6 protein-coding genes are annotated in these 17,585 nt (G+C 75.3%); 2 read left to right on the forward strand and 4 right to left on the reverse strand.

Going from position 1 to position 17,585, the window contains the following annotated elements; translation table 11 throughout:
• Positions 1 to 80 precede the first annotated feature (80 nt).
• Positions 81 to 4,886, forward strand: a complete 4,806-nt coding sequence (locus AAH991_RS09800; protein ID WP_346225447.1) for an FtsK/SpoIIIE domain-containing protein — start codon at positions 81 to 83, stop codon at positions 4,884 to 4,886.
• Between the two features lie 85 nt (positions 4,887 to 4,971).
• Here the strand turns inward: AAH991_RS09800 and AAH991_RS09805 are convergent, their stop codons facing one another.
• The gene (locus AAH991_RS09805; protein ID WP_169986113.1) at positions 4,972 to 5,244 is read right to left on the reverse strand and encodes a WXG100 family type VII secretion target; all 273 of its coding nucleotides are present in this window, start codon (positions 5,242 to 5,244) and stop codon (positions 4,972 to 4,974) included.
• 257 nt (positions 5,245 to 5,501) lie between these two features.
• Between AAH991_RS09805 and eccB the strand changes: the two genes are divergently transcribed.
• The gene (gene eccB, locus AAH991_RS09810) at positions 5,502 to 6,911 is read left to right on the forward strand and encodes a type VII secretion protein EccB (protein ID WP_346225448.1); all 1,410 of its coding nucleotides are present in this window, start codon (positions 5,502 to 5,504) and stop codon (positions 6,909 to 6,911) included.
• Position 6,912: 1 nt separating this feature from the next.
• Here the strand turns inward: eccB and AAH991_RS09815 are convergent, their stop codons facing one another.
• Genes AAH991_RS09815 through AAH991_RS09825 form a run of 3 tightly spaced genes read right to left on the reverse strand, consistent with a single transcriptional unit; the run spans position 6,913 to position 17,583 of the window.
• Positions 6,913 to 7,455 carry a hypothetical protein gene (locus AAH991_RS09815; protein ID WP_346225449.1) on the reverse strand — a complete coding sequence of 181 codons (543 nt, stop codon included), beginning with the start codon at positions 7,453 to 7,455 and terminating at the stop codon, positions 6,913 to 6,915.
• 10 nt (positions 7,456 to 7,465) lie between these two features.
• Positions 7,466 to 7,975: a hypothetical protein gene (locus AAH991_RS09820; RefSeq protein WP_346225450.1), complete on the reverse strand. Its 510-nt coding sequence runs from the start codon at positions 7,973 to 7,975 to the stop codon at positions 7,466 to 7,468.
• A complete protein-coding gene (locus AAH991_RS09825; protein WP_346225451.1) occupies positions 7,975 to 17,583 on the reverse strand; it encodes a WXG100-like domain-containing protein in 9,609 nt (3,202 codons plus the stop codon). The genes AAH991_RS09820 and AAH991_RS09825 overlap by 1 nt, the downstream gene beginning before the upstream one ends.
• Positions 17,584 to 17,585: the final 2 nt, after the last annotated feature.

Genomic DNA, 17,585 nt, shown 5'->3' on the forward strand with positions numbered 1-17,585 from the left:
CCGGAGATCTTCACGGGAACGCGCCGGGATGAAACGCTCTCCGCGAGGCCGCCGTACAACCGCCTTCTGGGAGTTCGCGCATGCGGATAACGCTCACCGTGGTCGGCGAGGACGGCCGTCGCGACGTGCTGGTCGAGGGCGACGAGAGCACCACGGCCGCCGCCCTGGCCGCGGCGCTCGCCGACCTGCTCGACGGCGCCGCCGCCCGGCCGGCCAACGTCGTACGGCTTCCGCACGCCCGCGCGCCGTACGACCTGGACCGGGACCGGCAGGCCCGGCCGCAGGGTGAGGCGAGACTGTGGGTCGACGGCCGCCCGGTCGACCCGGACGCGCCCGTGTTCGGCCTGCTCAGGGATGGCGACCTGGTGGCCGTGGACGGCCACGCCGCCGTGGCGACGGTGACCGAGGAGCCCGGCGGGCAGGCCGAGCTGCGCGTCGTGGGCGGGCCCGGCGCGGGAGCCGTCCACCGGATCGGGTTCGGCGCGCACACGATCGGCGCCGACCCCGCCTGCGCGATCTCCGTACCCGACCCGCGGATGCCGCCGGTCGCGCTGGTGGTGCGGCTGGCCCCCGGCACGGCCACCGTGGAGCCCGCGGCACCCGTGACCTCCGGCGGCGACCCGGCGGCCCGGCTGGAGGGCGAGCCCCTCACGACGGCGGTGCCGTGGCCGGCCTCGGGCATGCTCGCCTGCGGCGGCTCGGTGTTCGCGCTGGGACCGGTCCTGCCGCCCGACGCCCACCTCGACGCGCTGCCGGACGGCGGGCTCGCCTACAACCGCCCGCCGCGCCTGCAGCGGCCGGAGCGGCAGCGGCGGTTCACGGTCCCCGCCGAGCCGAAGCGGGGCGAGGGCATGCGGCTGCAGCTGCTGGCCGCGCTGCTGCCCGCCGTCCTCGGTGTGGTCATGGCCGCCGTCACCGGCACCTGGTACTACCTGCTGATCGCGTTCATGACGCCGCTCATCATGATCGGCCAGTGGGTGAGCGACCGCAGGCACGGCAGGAAGAAGCACCGCCGGGCGCTCAAGGCGTACCGCGAGCGGCTGGCCGCCTTCGAGGAGGAGGTGGCCCGCGCGGTGCGGCAGGACGAGGAGGCCAGGCGTGGCGGCGCGCCCGATCCGGCCGAGGTGCTGCTCACCGCGACCGGCCCGCGCCGCCGACTCTGGGAGCGCCGGGTGCACGACCGCGACGCGCTGCGGCTGCGCGTGGGACTGGCCGACCTGCCCGCGGACCTGGAGTTCGAGCCCGAGAGCGGCACGCCGCAGGACGTCCCCCGCCGGGAGCCGCCCCTTTGCCACGACGTCCCGGTCGCGCTGGTCATGCGGCGGCTCGGCGTGGCCGGGCTCACCGGCCCGAGGGACGTGGCGCTCGGCTGCGCCCGCTGGCTCGTGGGCCAGGCCGCCGCCCTGCACAGCCCGCGCGACCTGGCCGTCGTGGTGCTGTCGGCCAACGCCGACGGCGCCGGGCAGTGGGGCTGGGTGCGCTGGCTGCCGCACTGCGCCCCCGACGCCGCGCGCGGGGGCGCCCTGTCGTCCGACTGCGCCGCGCTCGTCGGCGCCGACCCCGAGGCCGCCGCCCGCAGGGTCGCCGAGCTCGCCGCCCTGGTGACGGAGCGACTCGACGCGGAGAACGGCTCGGGGCCCTACCCGGGGGCGCCGCGCGGCGCCCGCCTGTCCGGCGGCCCGGCCGGCTGGGACGACCTCGGTCGTGCGAGCGGCAACCGGCCCGCCGAGCCGGCCTTCGCGACCTACGACGAGCGGCCGTTCGACGTGCTCGTCGTGCTCGACGGCGCGCAGGTGCTGCGCGGCCTGCCCGGCATGCCGCAGGTGCTGCGGCAGGGCCCGCGCGCCGGGGTCTACACGATCGCGATCGACGACGACGAGCGGCTGCTGCCCGAGGAGTGCGCGACGGTCGTGTCCTGCGACCGCGACGGGGGCGTGCGCCTCCACGGCGGCGGGCTCGACCCGATCACCGGCATCCGCGCCGACCAGGTCTCGCCGTCCTGGGCCGAACGCCTGGCCCGCGCGCTCGCCCCGCTGCGCGACGTGAGCCGCGACGACCCCTCTGCGGCCCTGCCCGACGCGGTCCGCCTGCTCGACCTGCTGGAGGCGCCGCTCGAGCCCGCCGCGCTCGCCGAACGGCAGGGCCGTACGACCCGGGCCCTGATCGGTGTGGGACCGGACGGACCGTTCGAGGTGGACCTGAGCAGGGACGGGCCGCACGCCCTGGTCGCGGGCACGACCGGCGCGGGCAAGTCGGAGCTGCTGCAGACGCTGATCTGCTCGCTCGCCGTGGCCAACCGGCCGGACGAGATGACGTTCGTGCTCATCGACTACAAGGGCGGTGCGGCCTTCAAGGAGTGCGTACGGCTCCCGCACACGGTCGGCATGGTGAGCGACCTCGACGGCCATCTGACCCAGCGGGCCCTGTCGTCGCTGGCCGCCGAGATCCGGCGCAGGGAACGCCTGCTGCTGGACGCGGGGGCCAAGGACATCGAGGACTACCAGCGGGCCCGCGGCGCCACCTGGGTGCTCGGCGCGGGCGGCGTCCTGCGGGCGCGCGGCGGCGGCATCTTCGCCGCCCCGGTGCCGGAGACCGCCGGAAGCAAGAAGGACCTGCCGCCGCTGCCCCGGCTCGTGCTGATCATCGACGAGTTCGCCGCCCTGGTCACGGAGCTGCCCGACTTCGTCGAAGGGCTGGTCGACATCGCGCGCAGGGGCCGCTCGCTCGGCATCCACCTGATCCTCGCCACGCAGCGGCCCGGCGGCGTGGTGACCGCCGACATCCAGGCCAACACCTCGCTCAGGATCGCGCTGCGGGTCACCGACGCCACCGAGTCCTCCGACGTCATCGACGTGCCCGACGCCGCGCACATCTCCCGCACGACGCCGGGCCGCTGCTACGTGCGGGCGGGCTCCGGAGCGCCCGTGGCGGTGCAGACCGCCAGGATCGGCGGCCGCACACCCCGGCCACGCGGTGCGGGGGCGGCCGACGCCGGGGAGAGCGTGCGGGTGCTCGACCTGCCCTGGCAGGCGCTCGGACACCCGCTGCCCGCCCCGCCCGCCCAGGCCGCGGACGGAACCGACCTGGCCCTGCTCGTGGACGCGCTGCGGGAGGCCGGGAGCGACATGCCCCGTCAGCCGAGCCCGTGGCTGCCGCCCCTGCCCGGGCAGGTCGTCCTCGACACCGGGACCGCGGACTCCCCCGGCGGCCTGCTCGCGGGCGCCGCGCCGTACCGGCCGGGGGTCGAGGAGGTGCCGCCGCTCCCGTTCGGCGTGACCGACCTGCCGTGGGAGCAGGGCCGCCGCCCGCTCGCGCTGGACATGCGGCACGGCGGCCACCTGCTGATCGCGGGCGGCGCCCGCAGCGGCCGCTCCAGCGCGCTGCGCACGATCGCGGGCTCGATCGCGGCCGGCGCCTCCCCCGAGGACGTGCACGTCCACGCCGTCGACTGCGGGTCGGGCGCGCTGCTGCCGCTCGTCGCGCTGCCGCACTGCGGCGCGGTGGTCACCCGCGACCAGCTCGACCGGGTCGAGCGCCTGCTGACCCGCCTGCGCGCGGAGGTCGGCCGCCGCCAGCACCTGCTGGCCGAGGCAGGGTACGCCTCGCTGGCCGAGGCGCGCGCCGCCGCCCGTTCACGGGCCGCCCGCGACCGTACGGGCGTGGGGGCGCTGCCCTGGATGGTGCTGCTCGTGGACCGCTGGGAGGGGTACGTCGCCGCGTTCGAGAACTACGACTACGGGCGGCTGGTCGACGCCCTGCTGCAACTGCTGCGGGAAGGACCGGCCGTGGGCCTGCGGGCCGTGGTCACCGCCGACCGGTCGGGCCTGCTCGGGCAGATCTCCACGGTCTTCGAGGACCGGCTCGTGCTGCGGCTCGCCGACCCCGCGGACTACGGGCTCGCCGGGCTGCCGGTGCGCGACCTGCCGAGTTCCATGCCCCCGGGCAGGGCCCTCGCCGTCGGCGAGCACGGCCTGGTGGAGAGCCAGCTCGCCCTGCTGTGCGAGGACCCTTCTGGCCCCGCGCAGGTGGCCGTCCTGCAGGAGCTCGCCCGTACGGCGGCCGCGCGGTTCGGGAGGTCGGACGTCCCCGGCTCGCACACCCCCGGCTCGGACGTCCCCGGCACGTGGGCCTGGCCGTCGGAGCCGCCGCTGCGGGTGGACGCGCTGCCGATGCGGATCACGGCGAGGCAGGCGCTCGACCTGGCGCCCGCGCACCGGCCGCCGTCGGCCCTGTGGGCGCTGCTGGGCGCGGGCGGCGACGCCCTCGCCCCGATGGGCGTGGACCTGCAGGGCCAGGGACCGGCCGCCGTGATCGCCGGGCCGCCGCGCTCGGGACGGTCGTCCGCGCTGGTCACCGCGGCGCGCTCACTGCTCGACCGGGGCACGCCCCTGCTCGTCGTGACCCCGCGCCGCAGCCCGCTGCGCGACCTCGCCGGGGCGCCGGGGGTGCTCGCCGTGCTGGACGGCAACGCCAGAAGCGTGACCGGGGGCGGCGCGGACGACTTCGGCGGCCTGCCCGGCGCGGTCGACCCGCTCGCGCTGGTCGCCGGGCACGAGCGCTACGTGGTGGCCGTGGACGACGCGGAGCTCATCTCGCCCGACTCCCCGCTCGGCCTGGCCCTGGACGAGATCCTGCGCACCGGGCGGGACGGCGAGCACGGCCTGCTCATCGCCGGGGCCACCGGCGACCTGGCGACGGCCTACCGGGGGTTCGCGGCCGAGGCGCGCAAGGGCAGGACCGGCCTGCTGCTCAACGTGCAGAGCCCGGCCGACGGGGACCTGTTCGCCGTACGGCTGCCGCGCGGCGCCGTCGGCGGGCCACCCGGGCGCGGCCTGCTGGTCGTCTCGGGCACCGCGACCCCGATCCAGGCCGCGGCGCCCGACTGAACCCCTTCCGCGCCTCACGGCGAAGCTCCGAATACGAAAACCGCCGGACCTCCATGGCACTCCATGGTGGTCCGGCGGCCGGCTGTCAGCGAGTCGCGGACTCGATGTTGCCGCGGTAGGTGGTGATGACCCGGGAGGCCTCGTTGAGCTCTTCCGCCATGCGCTGGAACGCCGCTCGGTAGCTCTGCCAGGCGTCGTGGAAGCGCTGCGCGCCGGGGCCGGTCCAGGCGGTGCCGACCTTGGCCGCCTCACGGTCGAGGTTGGCCATCGTGGCGCGAACCTGGTCCGCCTGCTGGCTGAACTGCGCGGCCATGCCCTGCATCTCCGCGGGGTCGCCGCCGAGCAAGCTGTTACTCATCCAGTCACTCCTTCATCGACAAAGGGGCCGCCCTCACCGTAAATCGTTTGTCAATCATGTGAACCCCTTATGCCGAGCGGCTATATCGACGACCGAGAAATTCTCGCCTTTTCCACCACTCCATTCCCTTTTTTCCGCACGCCCGGAACCGAGACCGGCACGGGGGCGGGCCGACGAGCCGGGACGGCAACGGAGATCACAACGGTGCCGGGAGGCCAATATGCTGACGGTCATGCCCTCTGACAGGGAGAGGTGACGTGCAGACCCGGAAGGACCTCTACCAGGCATACCGGCTGATGCAGCAGCGCCTGGGTCAGGCCCTGCTGCAGGGCGAGCCGGACGTGGCGGAGTCGCCGATGCGGCGGCACAACCTGGCCACGTTCTGCGGAGTCCTGCTGTCGGTGCTCCTGCTCGCCGTCTTCGGCATCTGGGGCGTGATCAAGCCGGGCGGCGCCACCAAGCTCACCGAGCCCGGTCAGCTCCTCGTCGAGCAGGACACCGGCGCGACCTACGTCTACAGCCGGCAGGAGCGCGCGCTGCTCCCCGTGGCGAACTACGTCTCCGCCCGGCTGCTGCTCGACACCCCCGACGTGACCGTCCGCGACGTCTCCGCCGCCTCGCTGGCCGAGTTGCCGCGCGGGCCGCTCGTCGGCATCCCCGGCGCGCCCGACTCGCTGCCGGCCAAGGACAAGCTGGTGCACGGCCCGTGGTCGGTGTGCGTGGTGGACGGCCCCGACGCCACCGGGGCGCCCCGGCCGTACGTCACGCTGGTGGGCGGCCTGGACGTCGGCGGCAGGCCCCTCGGCGGCGGCGCCATGGTCGTGGACGACGGCCGGCAGAAGTGGGTGGTCTGGGGCGACCGGCGGATGCGGGCGAGCTCCAGCGCGGTGAGCGCGCTCAACGCCCAGCCCAGGAAGGTGCCCGCCGCCTGGCTCAACGCCGTCCCCGAGGGCCCCGACTTCAGCGGCCCGAAGGTGCCCGACCTGGGCAAGAAGACGCGGAACCCGGGCGGGGGCACGGCGGCGGTCGGACAGGTCTTCACCGTGCCCGGCATCGCCGGCGCCCCCGCCCGCTGGTACGTCCTGCTGTCCGACGGCCTCGCGCCGATCACCGTCACCCAGGCCACGCTCATGCTGGCCGACCCGGGCATCAAGGCGGCGTACGGCAGGCGTCCCCCGCGGGCCGTCACGATCGACGCGGCCACGGCCAACGCCGCGCCGTCCAAGCGGAGCGTGACGGGGGGCGGGCTGCCCGAGACGATGCCCTCCGTGGTCTCCCCCTCCTCCACCACGCCGCTGTGCGCGGTCCACGCGGGCGCCCGCGGCGGCTCGACCCGGGCGACGCTGACGGTCGGCGCCTCGATCGCGATCCCCACGCCCCGGACCCCCGGCGGCCAGGAGAGCTTCGACCAGGTGCTGCTCCCGCCGGGATCGGCGGCGGTCGCCGGGCTGCTGCCGGGCGAGGGACAGGTGGCGTCGATCACGAACTACTACCTGGTCACCGACCAGGGCCGCAGGTTCGCCGTCGCCTCGGCCGACCTGCTGCCGAAGCTCGGCTACGACGCGTCCGACGCCACGCCGGTGCCCGCGCACCTGCTGCACCTCATCCCCGAGGGGCCGGCGCTCGACCCCGCCGCCGCCCGCGTGCCGGTGTCCGTCGGCAAGTAGGTCAGCCGTTCAGGCTGCGGAAGTCGTCCAGGTTCTGCTGGTAGAACGCGATGTCCTCGGCCAGCCGGTCGCGCAGGAAGCTCTCGGGCTCCGCCTCGCGGGCGGCCAGGCCCGCCTCGGTCCGGAAGGCCTCGGCGGGCACCTCCCGCTCGCCCGGCGGGATGAACTTGAGCACCTCCGCGAGCGCGTCCCTGGCCGCCTCCCAGCCGCTCACCACCCGCAGGAAGAGCCTCTCGTCCCCCGGCTCCTCGGCGTACTCGAGGTCGTCGGCGAGCGCCCGGCGCGCGTACGCGGCACTCGCGAGCCGCCACTGGCCGGGGTCGAGCAGCGCGGACGGGCCTACGCCGAACGGCTCCCCCTCGTCGCGGGCCTCCGCCTCGCTCGCGTACGGCACGAGCACCTCGACGCCGCCGGACCGCAGCGTCCACCCCTCAATGCCCTCGACCGGCGGCTCCTCCCGGCCGGCCTCCTCCACCGTCAGCGCGAGATACAGCCGGGCCTCCGCGAGCGTCCGCGCGTACGGGATCGGCACTGCCTGCTCCATTCCAGTCACCTTAGGCCCCGGCCAGCTCGCGGTAGGTGTCGCGGACGACGAGCAGCCGGTCGAGGCGGAACCGCCCCGGCTCCGCGGCGCGTACGGCCCGTCCGCGCTCCGACCAGAACGCCTCCTCGGGCACCTCGTCCTGCCCGGGCGGGACGAATTTGATCACTTCCTCGACCGCCGCCCGCGCGATGGACAGCGCCTGCCGCTCCCCACCCTCCGGGACGTTGCCCGCCGTCAGGTCGGCCACCCACATCCACTCGCCGGGGTCCAGCAGCTCGGACGGCTCCGCGCCACCGAACGCCGGGTAGCCGGTGGGCGTCACCTCGCGCTCGGAAAGGCCGAACAGGTACTCCCGCTCGGCGCCGCACGCCGCGCACCGCCCCGCGTAACAGGTGACCAGCTCCCCCTCGGCACTCGTCAGGCCGCTGTCCCAGTCGGTGCCGGCCGAGCCGCAGGCGCAGGGGTTCAGGTCGAGGTAGAGGTGCGCCTCGTCCCTGCTCCTCGCGATCGAGTACGGCATCAGATCACCCGTCCTTGTCCGGTCTCCTCCGGCTCGGCGGCGTCGTCCTCATCGTCGGGCGGCTCCCCGCCGGAGGGGTTGCTGAGCCTGCGCATCCGCTCCCACACGTCGAGGACCGGCGCGGAAGGCGGCGCGGTGACCCACGGCGGCGGGGGCGCCGGCCGACCCCGCGCCCCGAGGTCCCGGGCGACCGCCTCGATCTCGTGCCGCAGCCGCGCCCGTTCCTCGTCCGAGGACGCCGCCCGCCACTTGCGGGACAGGTAGGCGTGCTCGTTGCGGCGGGCGGCGGCGCACGCGTCGTAGCCGGGATTCAGTGCGTTCAGGAAGGCGCGCACCACGCCCTGCTGCGCCGCGGCGCGCTTCTGCAGGGTGTCGCTGACCTCGTGCAGCAGCACCCGGGCCACCACGTCGGGGGCCAGTCTCGGCGCGAGCCGGGTCACGTGCGGGTCCGGGCCCGTGCCCATGTGGACCTCCGTACGGCCCGGGCGTCCGCCGCCGGGGTCCTCGGGCAGCACGACGAAGCGCTGCGTGCCGAACCGGGCGGTCTCAACGGTGACGACCCTGCCGTCCGGCGTCACGGACACGGCGTGGACGCCCCTGCCGAAGTCCGACGGGCGCAGGTCGGCGACGGCCGGGGGGATCTCGTCGTTCGACAGGTCCGGCAGGTGCGGGGCCCTGCCGCCGGCCACGAACGCGGTCCGCTCGATGGCCTCGGCCGTCACGCTGCCGCCCGGAGGGCCGGTGACGAGGGGGTTGCCACCCCAGGTGCCGTCCGCCGCGGTCTCGGGCACCGGCCAGCCCGGGTCGGCCGGTGCGTCCCTGGACACGCCGAGGGCGTCGAGCCGTTCGGCGATCCGGTCGGCGAACCCGCCGGGCCGCCCGTCGTACAGGTCGCGCAGGTCGAGGTCGTGCCGGCCGGCCAGCGCCACCAGGTCGGGCGGCACCCTGCCGAGCGCCTCGGCGAAGGAGTCGCCGGTCAGCTCGCCCACGGGCGTGGCGCGGTAGCGCTCCACGGTGCCGTCGGGCCGCCTCAGGTGGAGGTGGACGTCGGCGCCGAGGTCGCGGGACAGCAGCCTGGCCTCCTCCACGAGCGCCATGGGATGCACGTTGCCGAGGTCGGCCACGATGCCCACCGGCAGCGTTCCCGTCCGGCCCCTGAGGGCCTCGGCCATCGCCCTGGTCGGCGCCGCAGGGTCGTATGACGGGTGCCTCGCGGCCATCCCGCGCACGGCGTCGTGGGAGAAGAACACGCCGGGCGCCGTGGGCCGCTGCCGCCGGAAGTCCCACATCGGCCGCACGGGACCGGCGTCGCGACGGGCCAGCATCTCCTCGAACGCGTGCTGGAACATGATCAGGTGGGCCCTGCCGGTCGCGCCGTGGGGGACCTCCACCGCCCGCAGCAGCGTCTCCGCGCCGTCCGGCGCCACCCGGCGCACCTCGAACCGGAGGTCGAAGTCGACCCGGAACCGCACCAGGGCCCCGGTGCCCTTCTCGAACACGCTGGTCTCGTCGCGGACGCCGCCGCTGCCCGCGCTCGACTGCGCGGTCTGGTCGCCGGCGCCGACGTCGGTACCGGCGCCCGCGGCCAGCCCCCCGCTGTACGTCCGGCCGAGCGGCAGCATCTGCCCCCGGTCGGTGGAGGTGCCCGCGACGTTCTGCTCGCGGTCCACCTGCCCCAGTTCGGTGTCCTGCAGGTTCAAGGCCACCGGATCGGGCTCGGAGAGGTCCGCGTGCACCCGGACGTCCACCACCTGGCCGGGCCTGCCCGGCATCGGCAGCCGGATGAGACGGTGCCCGTCGGGGCCGGTCATCCGCTCCAGCCGGGTCGCCAGCCCGTTGCCGGTGAAGGCCTTGGCCAGCTCGGCGTAGTGCTCCATGGCGGCGGTCCCGCCGAGGAGGTCCGGCCGGGCGAGCCGGCCGAACACCGCGCGCAGCAGCCCGTCGGACTTGATCCCCTCGGTCGCGAAGACCTCCGGCGGCTCGACCCGCCGTACGTCGGGCCGCGCGGGCGGCCGCGCGGCAACCGTGCCCTGTTTCGCCACCATGCCGTCCGGCAGCACCCTGGTCATGGTGCCGCGCAGCGTGACGTGGCTGGTCCGGGGGACGCGGGTGGTCCTCGCGACGGCGCCGCGCAGGCGGCCCGACGACCGCTCGACCTCGATCCTGATGGTCACCGGATGTTCGACGAGCTGCCCGCCGCGGAACGCCGAATGACGCTGGATGCGGGTCCGCTGGGTGCCGATCGAGGCCGAGCCGGTGTGCGAGCGGTCGGTGGCGACCGCTCGGCCGCCGCCGGCGGCGGCGTCCTGTCCCGCTCCGGCGTTCGCGTTGCCGCCGAACGTCCTGCCGGAGGACTCGGCGGCGTCCTGCTGGCCGTAGAGGTAGTCCTGCAGGATCTGGCCGAAGTTGTGGACGCTCCCGCCGTACGTCGCCTGGTCGCCGTGGAGCTCCGCCGTGATCCTGAGCGTCACGTCCTCGGTGAGGTGCGGGCCGATCCTGAGCGAGTACGTCTTGACGAAGCCGGCCGGTCCGGTCATGTCGTCGAGCTTGCCCCACCAGCGTCTGCCGGCGAAGTCGCCGAACAGGCTGCGCAGCAGGACCGGGTCGCGCTTCAGCGCGCCGGGCGCCACCGTGCCGATCTGGCCGAGCACCTGGTCGAGCAGCCGGGTCGGTGTGCCGTCCGGGGCCGTGAGCCGGACCGCCTTCACGGTGCTCTCGCCGAGGGATTCCTCGTACAGGTCGGGCACGTCCACCCGGGTGGCGAGGTCCGGCAGCCTGTCCTGCATCTGCTTGAGCCCGGGCGCCCGGCCCATGGGGAAGTCCTTGACGAGCCGTTCGAAGAGCACGGCGCGGGGATGCTTCCGCTCCAGGTCGAGCCGGGGACGACCGGCCCTGCGCGCCAGCGCCCGGTCGGCCAGGTATCTGCGGACCATCGGCACCGCCGTACGCGGGTCGAGCTCAAGGGTGCCGTCGAGCAGCCGTGTCACCGCGTCGGCCACCTGGCCGAGCGGGAGCTTGACCTCGCCCTTGCCGTACAGGGCGAGGGCGTCGCGCTCCGGGAGGGAGTAGACGACCGTTCTGCCCGGCAGCTCGGCGTCGGCCCGGCGGTTTCCCGACTCGTCCCCGGAGACCGTGATATCCGCCTTCATCGCGAACACGTAGTGCTTGCCGGTGTCGATGGCCAGCCGTTCCCTGCCCCAGATCGCCGTGTCGGTGGTCGAGGACGCCCTGCTCCCCGCCCCGGACACGCCGGCCCCCTGCGTGCTGCCGAACGGGCCGGGCAGATCCTCGTTGACGCCGGTCGAGACGTCAGCGGACCGTCCGCCCCGCGTCTCCATCCGCGTGGAGTGCGCGCCCATCGTGAAGTTGATGTCGCCGATCACGAGGTCGGCCGCGGTGACGAACGTCGACTCGCCCGGCTCGGCCGTGATCCACGCCGACGCCCGGTGCGTGCGCAGGCCGCGCGGGCGCACGGCCGTCGCGGTGCCGTACGTGCCGGCCGGCCCGGCGGTGTCTGCGCTCAGCCATTCCGGATGGGAGATGAGGGCGCGCACGTTGAACGCCTCGGCGAGGTGGTGGTACGACATCGAGCCCGGCCGCATCGCCCTCGGCAGCACCGAGCCGAGGGCGTCGAGCACGCCGCTCCCGTCCACGTGCAGCAGGGTGGCGAGGCTCAGCGCCTCCCTGGACGTCGGGTGGGCGGGCGAGGGCTCCGCCCGGCGCTCCGGCAGCAGGTCGGAGGGCAGCAGCACCCGCATCCACACGCCGTCGCTCTCGGCCAGCGTCCTGGTCCTCCCGCCGTCCTCGACGAGTTCCACGGTGAGCGTGTGCGGAACCTCGAACACCGCCGCCGGGGAGGTGGCCTCGATCAGTGTGACGTGGTTGACCGTGTCGTTGAGGGTCGTGCCGGCCGTGCGCCCCCTGTTGGCGTGGAAGCCCGGCCCGCCGCCGGTCGAGCCGTCCTCGCCCGGTTTCGTCTCCAGGCCGAGGCCGGGGCCGAGGTCGCCGGACCGGCCGGCCGACCTGCTGACCGACCGGCCGGAGGTCTCCGACGAGATGTCGAGGTCGGCCACGATGTCGGCGGCGCTGGTGCCCTGGAACTCCTCCCCGCCCGACTGCGTCAACCGGATGCGCATCGTGAAGTGCCGGCTGGGCCGCCCGATGCCCTGGCTCACCAGGTCGAGGACGATCCCGTCCTGTCTGGCCTGGTCGTATCCGGTCTGCAGCCGGGCCGGGGAGAGCTGTTCGGCCACCTCGATCATGTTGGCGATCTGGCTCGCCCGGGTCAGCGGGTCGCGGGACAGGCCGCCCTTCTCGTCCGGCAGCAGGCCCTGCTTGCCCAGCGCCGCGACGACCTTCGCACGCACCTCGTCGAAGTTGCGGACGCTGTCCTGCCGGTCGCTCGCCTGGACGAGCGCGGGCCCCGCCCCGGACTCGCGCGACCAGCCGGGCAGCTCGGGCAGGCGGCCCTTCGGCACGCCGGGCTTCGGGTCGTCCCTCAGCCGGCCGTCCTTCCGCACGGCCGCCCGGTCGACGGGAAGGCCGTGACGGTAGGCCTGCGACTCGGGCATGCGGAACAGGCCCGTGCTCGAACCTTCGATGGGCGCCCGGGGAGCGTCGTCGCCGTTCAGATGCACGGTGACCGTGTGTTCGAGCTCCAGCGCGTACGCCTGGGTGTGGCCCGCCCAGCGCTGCACGCTCGGCCGGATGGCGGTCCCGCCCGCGCTCATCGACCGCGACCGCGACCAGGAACGGCCGAGCCCCATGGTGAACCGCGGGGTGGCGGTCTTGTACCCGTCGAGACCGACGTCGCCGAGCATGCCCTGGTCCTCGATGGGAAGCTTGACGCCCGCGGTGCCCTTCACCTCCCCGGACCGGCCGGCCGACCGCGAGCCGGACGCGCCCGAGAACCCGACGCGCAGCCGTTCCAGGCGGTGCCTGACGCTCGGTGTGCCGACCGGCCGTGCCGTGTTCATCAGGACCTCGGTCTTGATCCGCACATAGCCGATCACCCGCCCGTTCGCGGTGATCGGGCGGCGCAGGCCGTCGGGATCGTTGATCGCCTCGCCGAGCCGGGCCGGCAGCTCCTTCGTCAGGATCGTGAAGATCTGATCGCGCGTCATGCCGCCGATCTCTGGCCGGTCGGCCCCCGCGGCGGTGCGCTCGGCGAGGTCCGCGAGCCCGGTCAGCCCGGTGACCGAATGCTCGGGGAACGGCGTGCGCCGCCACTGGTTGTCCGGCAGCCGGGTGGCCTCGGCCGGTCCCCGCTCCGCGTGCGTGTGCGGCAGATAGATGCGCAGGCTCCGCGCGTCGCCGGTCGTGCCGCTGTCCACGCGCGCCCGCTCGGTGCCGGTCGCGGTGCGCAGCTCCACCTCCGCCGAGGCGAGCCCGTCGAGCACCAGAGCCTCGCCCGCGTTGTCCTGCACCGCGCCGGCCAGCGCGAACTCCGCCGCGCTGCCGTTGAACGACTCGCTCCGGCCGACGGTGAACCCGCCCTTGAACAGGCCGAACCGCATCAGCGTCGCGAGCCAGTGGGTGTCCTGCCACGGCTTGCTCAGGGCGTTCAGGTCGAAATTCGGCGCCAGGCTGAGGGCGCGATTGGCGGTGGCGGAGGCCGAGCGGCCCCCCTGCGGCAACTGGCCGAGCATCGACTGCGAGTGACGCACCGGATGGCCGAAGACCTCGACCAGGTCCGTGACCTTCAGCCGCAGCCGCAGCTCCCCCCGCGTGCCGCGGCCCACCCGCAGCAGCGCGCCGTCCTGCGACACCAGCCACCTGAAGTTCGAGCGCAACACGTGCGACAGCTCGTCGGGCGAGTAGCGCTGGTCGACGCCCGCGCGTTCGAGCATGTCGTTGACGACCTGTGTGAGCCGTTCGAGGTGCGGCAGCCGGCCCGCCGGTGTTGCCTCGGGCAGAACCTCGGCCAGGGCCCTGGACGACGGCAGGGCGGCCGCGAACGCCTCCGTGTACGCGGTGTGGGCGGCCTCCGCCTCCCGCGCCGACTGTGCGATCTTCGCCGGCGGTGGGCCCGTCCGGCCCGCGGGCAGGGCGTTCAGCGCGTTCTCGAGCTCCTCGTACGCCCTGCCCGCCTCGGCCGCCCGCGACGCCGCCCGCTCGTAGGCCTCCTTGCTCCGCTGTGCGCGCTCGGCCGTCCTGCGGTGGACGTCGCGGTCCGCCAGTGCCTTGCGGCGGCGTTCCCCGGCGGCGTGGTCCTTCTGGCGCGCCGCCTTGCGGGCGTCCTTGTCCGCCTTGTGCGCGTCGAGCAGGGCCGCTCTGAGGCTTTTCTCCTTCTCCTGGACGGCCTTGCTCAGCTCGTCGGCCGCGTCCGCCAGCGTCTCGCGCTGGGCGCGGACCCGCCCGAGCAGGTCCGCCACCGGATCGGGCGCACTCTGGGTTGTCGTGCTCTGCGCTGTCGTGTTTTGAGCCGCTGCATCGGGCGCGACGGGGGAGGCGACGGCGGGCGGCAGGGGCGCCGACCACGGGGGCGCCGGGGCGGCGTGCCCGAGCCGCTCGATCTCACCCGCCAGCTGCTCGATCTCGTGCGCGATGGCGGGCCGTTCGTCTGCCGGGGCCGCCCGCCACGTCCGGTCCAGCAGGGCGTGCTCCCGGTAGCGGGCCGTCACGCAGGCCGCGGGGTCCGGCTCCGCCGTACGGCTCAGGAAGGAGCGGATCATCCCCTGCGGGGGGCCGGAAAGCCGCTGGAAGACGTCGCTGATCTCGTGCAGCCAGACCCGGGGCAGGATGTCGTCCGCCAGGCGCGGCGACAGCCGTACGACGTGGGGGTCGCGGGCCGTGCCCGCCCGGACTCCGGTCCTGGCGAGACGGCCGCCGCGCACCCGGCCGATCTCGTACCGGAAGTGCTGGGCGCCCAACCGGCCCGTGTCCACGACCACCGTCCGCTCGCCGGCCCGGTGCAACCCCGTCACGTCGGGGCCGACGTCGGACGCCTGCAGCGCCAGGAAGCCCCGCTCCGCCTCCCCCGGCGACAGGTCGGCCAGGTGCGGCGGCCTGCCGTCGGCGACGAAGCGGCTTCTCTCGATGTCCGGGGCCGTCACCGTGCCACGCCCGCGGGTCGTCCGAGGTCCGGGCCGGGTGGCGGCTCGCGGGGTGGGCGGTGCCGCGGGCGGCGTTGGGGACGATGCCGTGGACGGTGCCGGCCCTCGTGTCGCCGACGTGGCGGTCGCAGCGGGATCCGGTGCGGCCGGACCCCCGGCGAGCCTCTCGGCGCGGCGGACGATCTCCGCTGCGGCGCCGGTGGAGCGGCCGACGCGAAGAGCATGGCCGGGCCCGTGCGGCCGGACCGCCGCCGCCTCCTCCACCAGCCCGGCCCCCGCGTCGCTCAGCCTGCCGGGACGCCAGCCGCGTGGGTTGTCCTCCAGCACCTCGCCCGCCACCTCCACGGCGGCGGCGCGGCTGTCCGGCGTCGTGCCGGACAGGCGGGCGAGCGCATCGAGGGCTCCCTCCGCCGGGAGACCCCGGCTCTCCTCCGCGATCCTGGCCCCCAGCAGGGCGGCGGCCTCAGCGCGCAGCCGGTGCGCGTCCACGCCCTCGGCGGCACGCGCCGCGAGCCGATCGGTGAGGGCCTCCATGTCCTCGGCCGAGAACTCGATCGGCCTCCCGTCAGGACCGGTCAGCCTGGCGCCCCGGCCGTCGCGCAGGACAAGCGCATCGGGCGCGATCGTGAAGAGCGTGTCGGAGACCGCCGTACGAGCCGACGCGTGCGCCGGGGAGGCGGGGGACGCGGCGGCTGTGGGGGACGCGGAGGGCGCCGCCGTCGCACTCGCCGTCGCACTCGCCGCGCCCGGAGCGGCGGCCGAGGCACCCGTTGCCGCGGCGCTCGCCGTGCCGGAGCCCGATACGGCACCGGCAGCACCGGGATGGGCACCACCCGCGTTGCCCGGGTCCGCCGAGCCGGCACCAGCGGAAGCGGCCGCCGCCGCGCCCCCCGCGCCAGTCGTACCGGCCGCGCTGGCGGAACTGGCCGCGCTGGCGGAACTGGCCGCGCTGGCGGAACTGGCCGCGCTGGCCGCGCTGGCCGCGCTGGCCGCGTTGGCGCCGTTCGTGGTGAGGTTCGCGGTGTTCGTGCCGGATTGCGCGGACGCGGTGGCGGCCGACTGGCCCGGTCCGTGGGACGCGGCGCTCGCCGAACCGCCGCCGACTCCGGACGCGGTGGCCGACGCCTGACCGGAGCCGTTCGACGTGGCATTCGGCACCGGCCCGGCCCCGCCGGGCGCGGCGGCCGGGCCGGCGGGGGGTTGCGTTGCGACGGACGCGGTGCTCGTGCCGCCCGAGCCCGGGTGCCCGCCGTTGCTCGCGGTCTGGCCGCCGCCGGTACCCGTCTCCCCCGAGCCCGGTGCGCCGCCGGAGGGCTGTCCGGCGGCGGGATCGGAGAAGGCGCGGATCAGGTCGGTGCGCACACTCGTGTCGTACGCCGAGGCCAGGGCCGTACGCGGGCTGACGACCGCCTGGACGACGTCGGGGTTGAACGGGCTGATCGTGTTCGTACGGCCGGCCCCGCCGAGAGCGGCCCCCAGCAGCGACTCCCCGTCGGGCATCTCCCACTGGCCGTACACGAGCCCGTTGCCCAGCATGCTTCCGGCCGGGGAGGCGATGACGTTGGTCAGGCCGGTCGTCAGCGCCCTGCCGGGGAAGCGCCTGAACGCGTTGCCGACCCCCGGCGCGTCGGTGTTCAGCCTCCTGAGCAGGGGTCTCCTGTTGACCAGGTTGCTCACGGGGCGCGCGGCCCGCAGGCCGATGGCCGCGCCGCCCGCCGCGCCGACCGCGATGGCGCCCGTTCTCTTCCAGTCCCGGCCGTCGCGGGTGCCCATCGCCTGCTGCCTGCGCTGGGCGATGTCGTCGCCGGCGACCTCCTCGCCGACCTCCTCGACGATCTCCCTGCCCAGGGGGTTGGCGAGGATGCGGCCGAGCAGGCCGGCCCGGGCCGAGGCCAGCGCGGTCCCCCGCGCGAGCGCCTGGGCGGCGGCGGGGCGTCCGGCGGCGACGGCGAGCCGTTCGAGGATTTTCAGTGTCTCGGCCCGGGCGCGGGCGGCGATGGGCCCGATGAACCTGGTGGAGGCGCCCGCCGAGTAGAAGGCGGCGACGAGCGCGATGAACGTGGCGATCAGCGCGATCCAGAACACCACGTTGACCGACAGCTTCGAATACTGCGTCTCACGGGCGAAGTCGTCGGCCTGCGCGGCATAGGCGAAGTGGTTGTTCGCCACGCCGAGCAGTCCGGACCGCTCCGAGTAGTGCTCGCCGAGCCGGTTCAGGAACGCCTGCATCGACGGGCCCTGCATGCCACTGAGCACGGAGACGGCGGCGGTTCCCACCGGGTCGACGGACCGCACCAGGCTCACGGTCGCGGCCCGGTGCGCCCTGGCCAGCTCCCACAGCAGGCTCTCACTCGCCTCCGGCCACGTCTGGCCCGCCGTGAGCAGGGCGATGAGGTCGTCGGCCCAGTCGGGCAGCGACTCGCCCCAGGCGGGCGTGACGTCGACGACCGAGCCGCCGCCGTCGGCGAACGCGGGCAGCCCGTCGCCCATGGTCGGATTGACCTGGTTGTTCGCCGCGTCCGGGCTCGTCCCCGATGTGGCGGAGTGAGTCATCC

Origin of the sequence: Microbispora sp. ZYX-F-249 (assembly GCF_039649665.1) — a bacterium.
Classification (GTDB): Bacteria; Actinomycetota; Actinomycetes; order Streptosporangiales; family Streptosporangiaceae; genus Microbispora; species Microbispora maris.

Coding starts and splice junctions, on each gene's coding strand:
- AAH991_RS09825 (WP_346225451.1), bottom strand. CDS start 17,583: ATGACTCACTCCGCCACATCGGGGACGAGCCCGGACGCGGCGAACAAC.
- AAH991_RS09820 (WP_346225450.1), bottom strand. CDS start 7,975: ATGCCGTACTCGATCGCGAGGAGCAGGGACGAGGCGCACCTCTACCTC.
- AAH991_RS09805 (WP_169986113.1), bottom strand. CDS start 5,244: ATGAGTAACAGCTTGCTCGGCGGCGACCCCGCGGAGATGCAGGGCATG.
- AAH991_RS09800 (WP_346225447.1), top strand. CDS start 81: ATGCGGATAACGCTCACCGTGGTCGGCGAGGACGGCCGTCGCGACGTG.
- AAH991_RS09815 (WP_346225449.1), bottom strand. CDS start 7,455: ATGGAGCAGGCAGTGCCGATCCCGTACGCGCGGACGCTCGCGGAGGCC.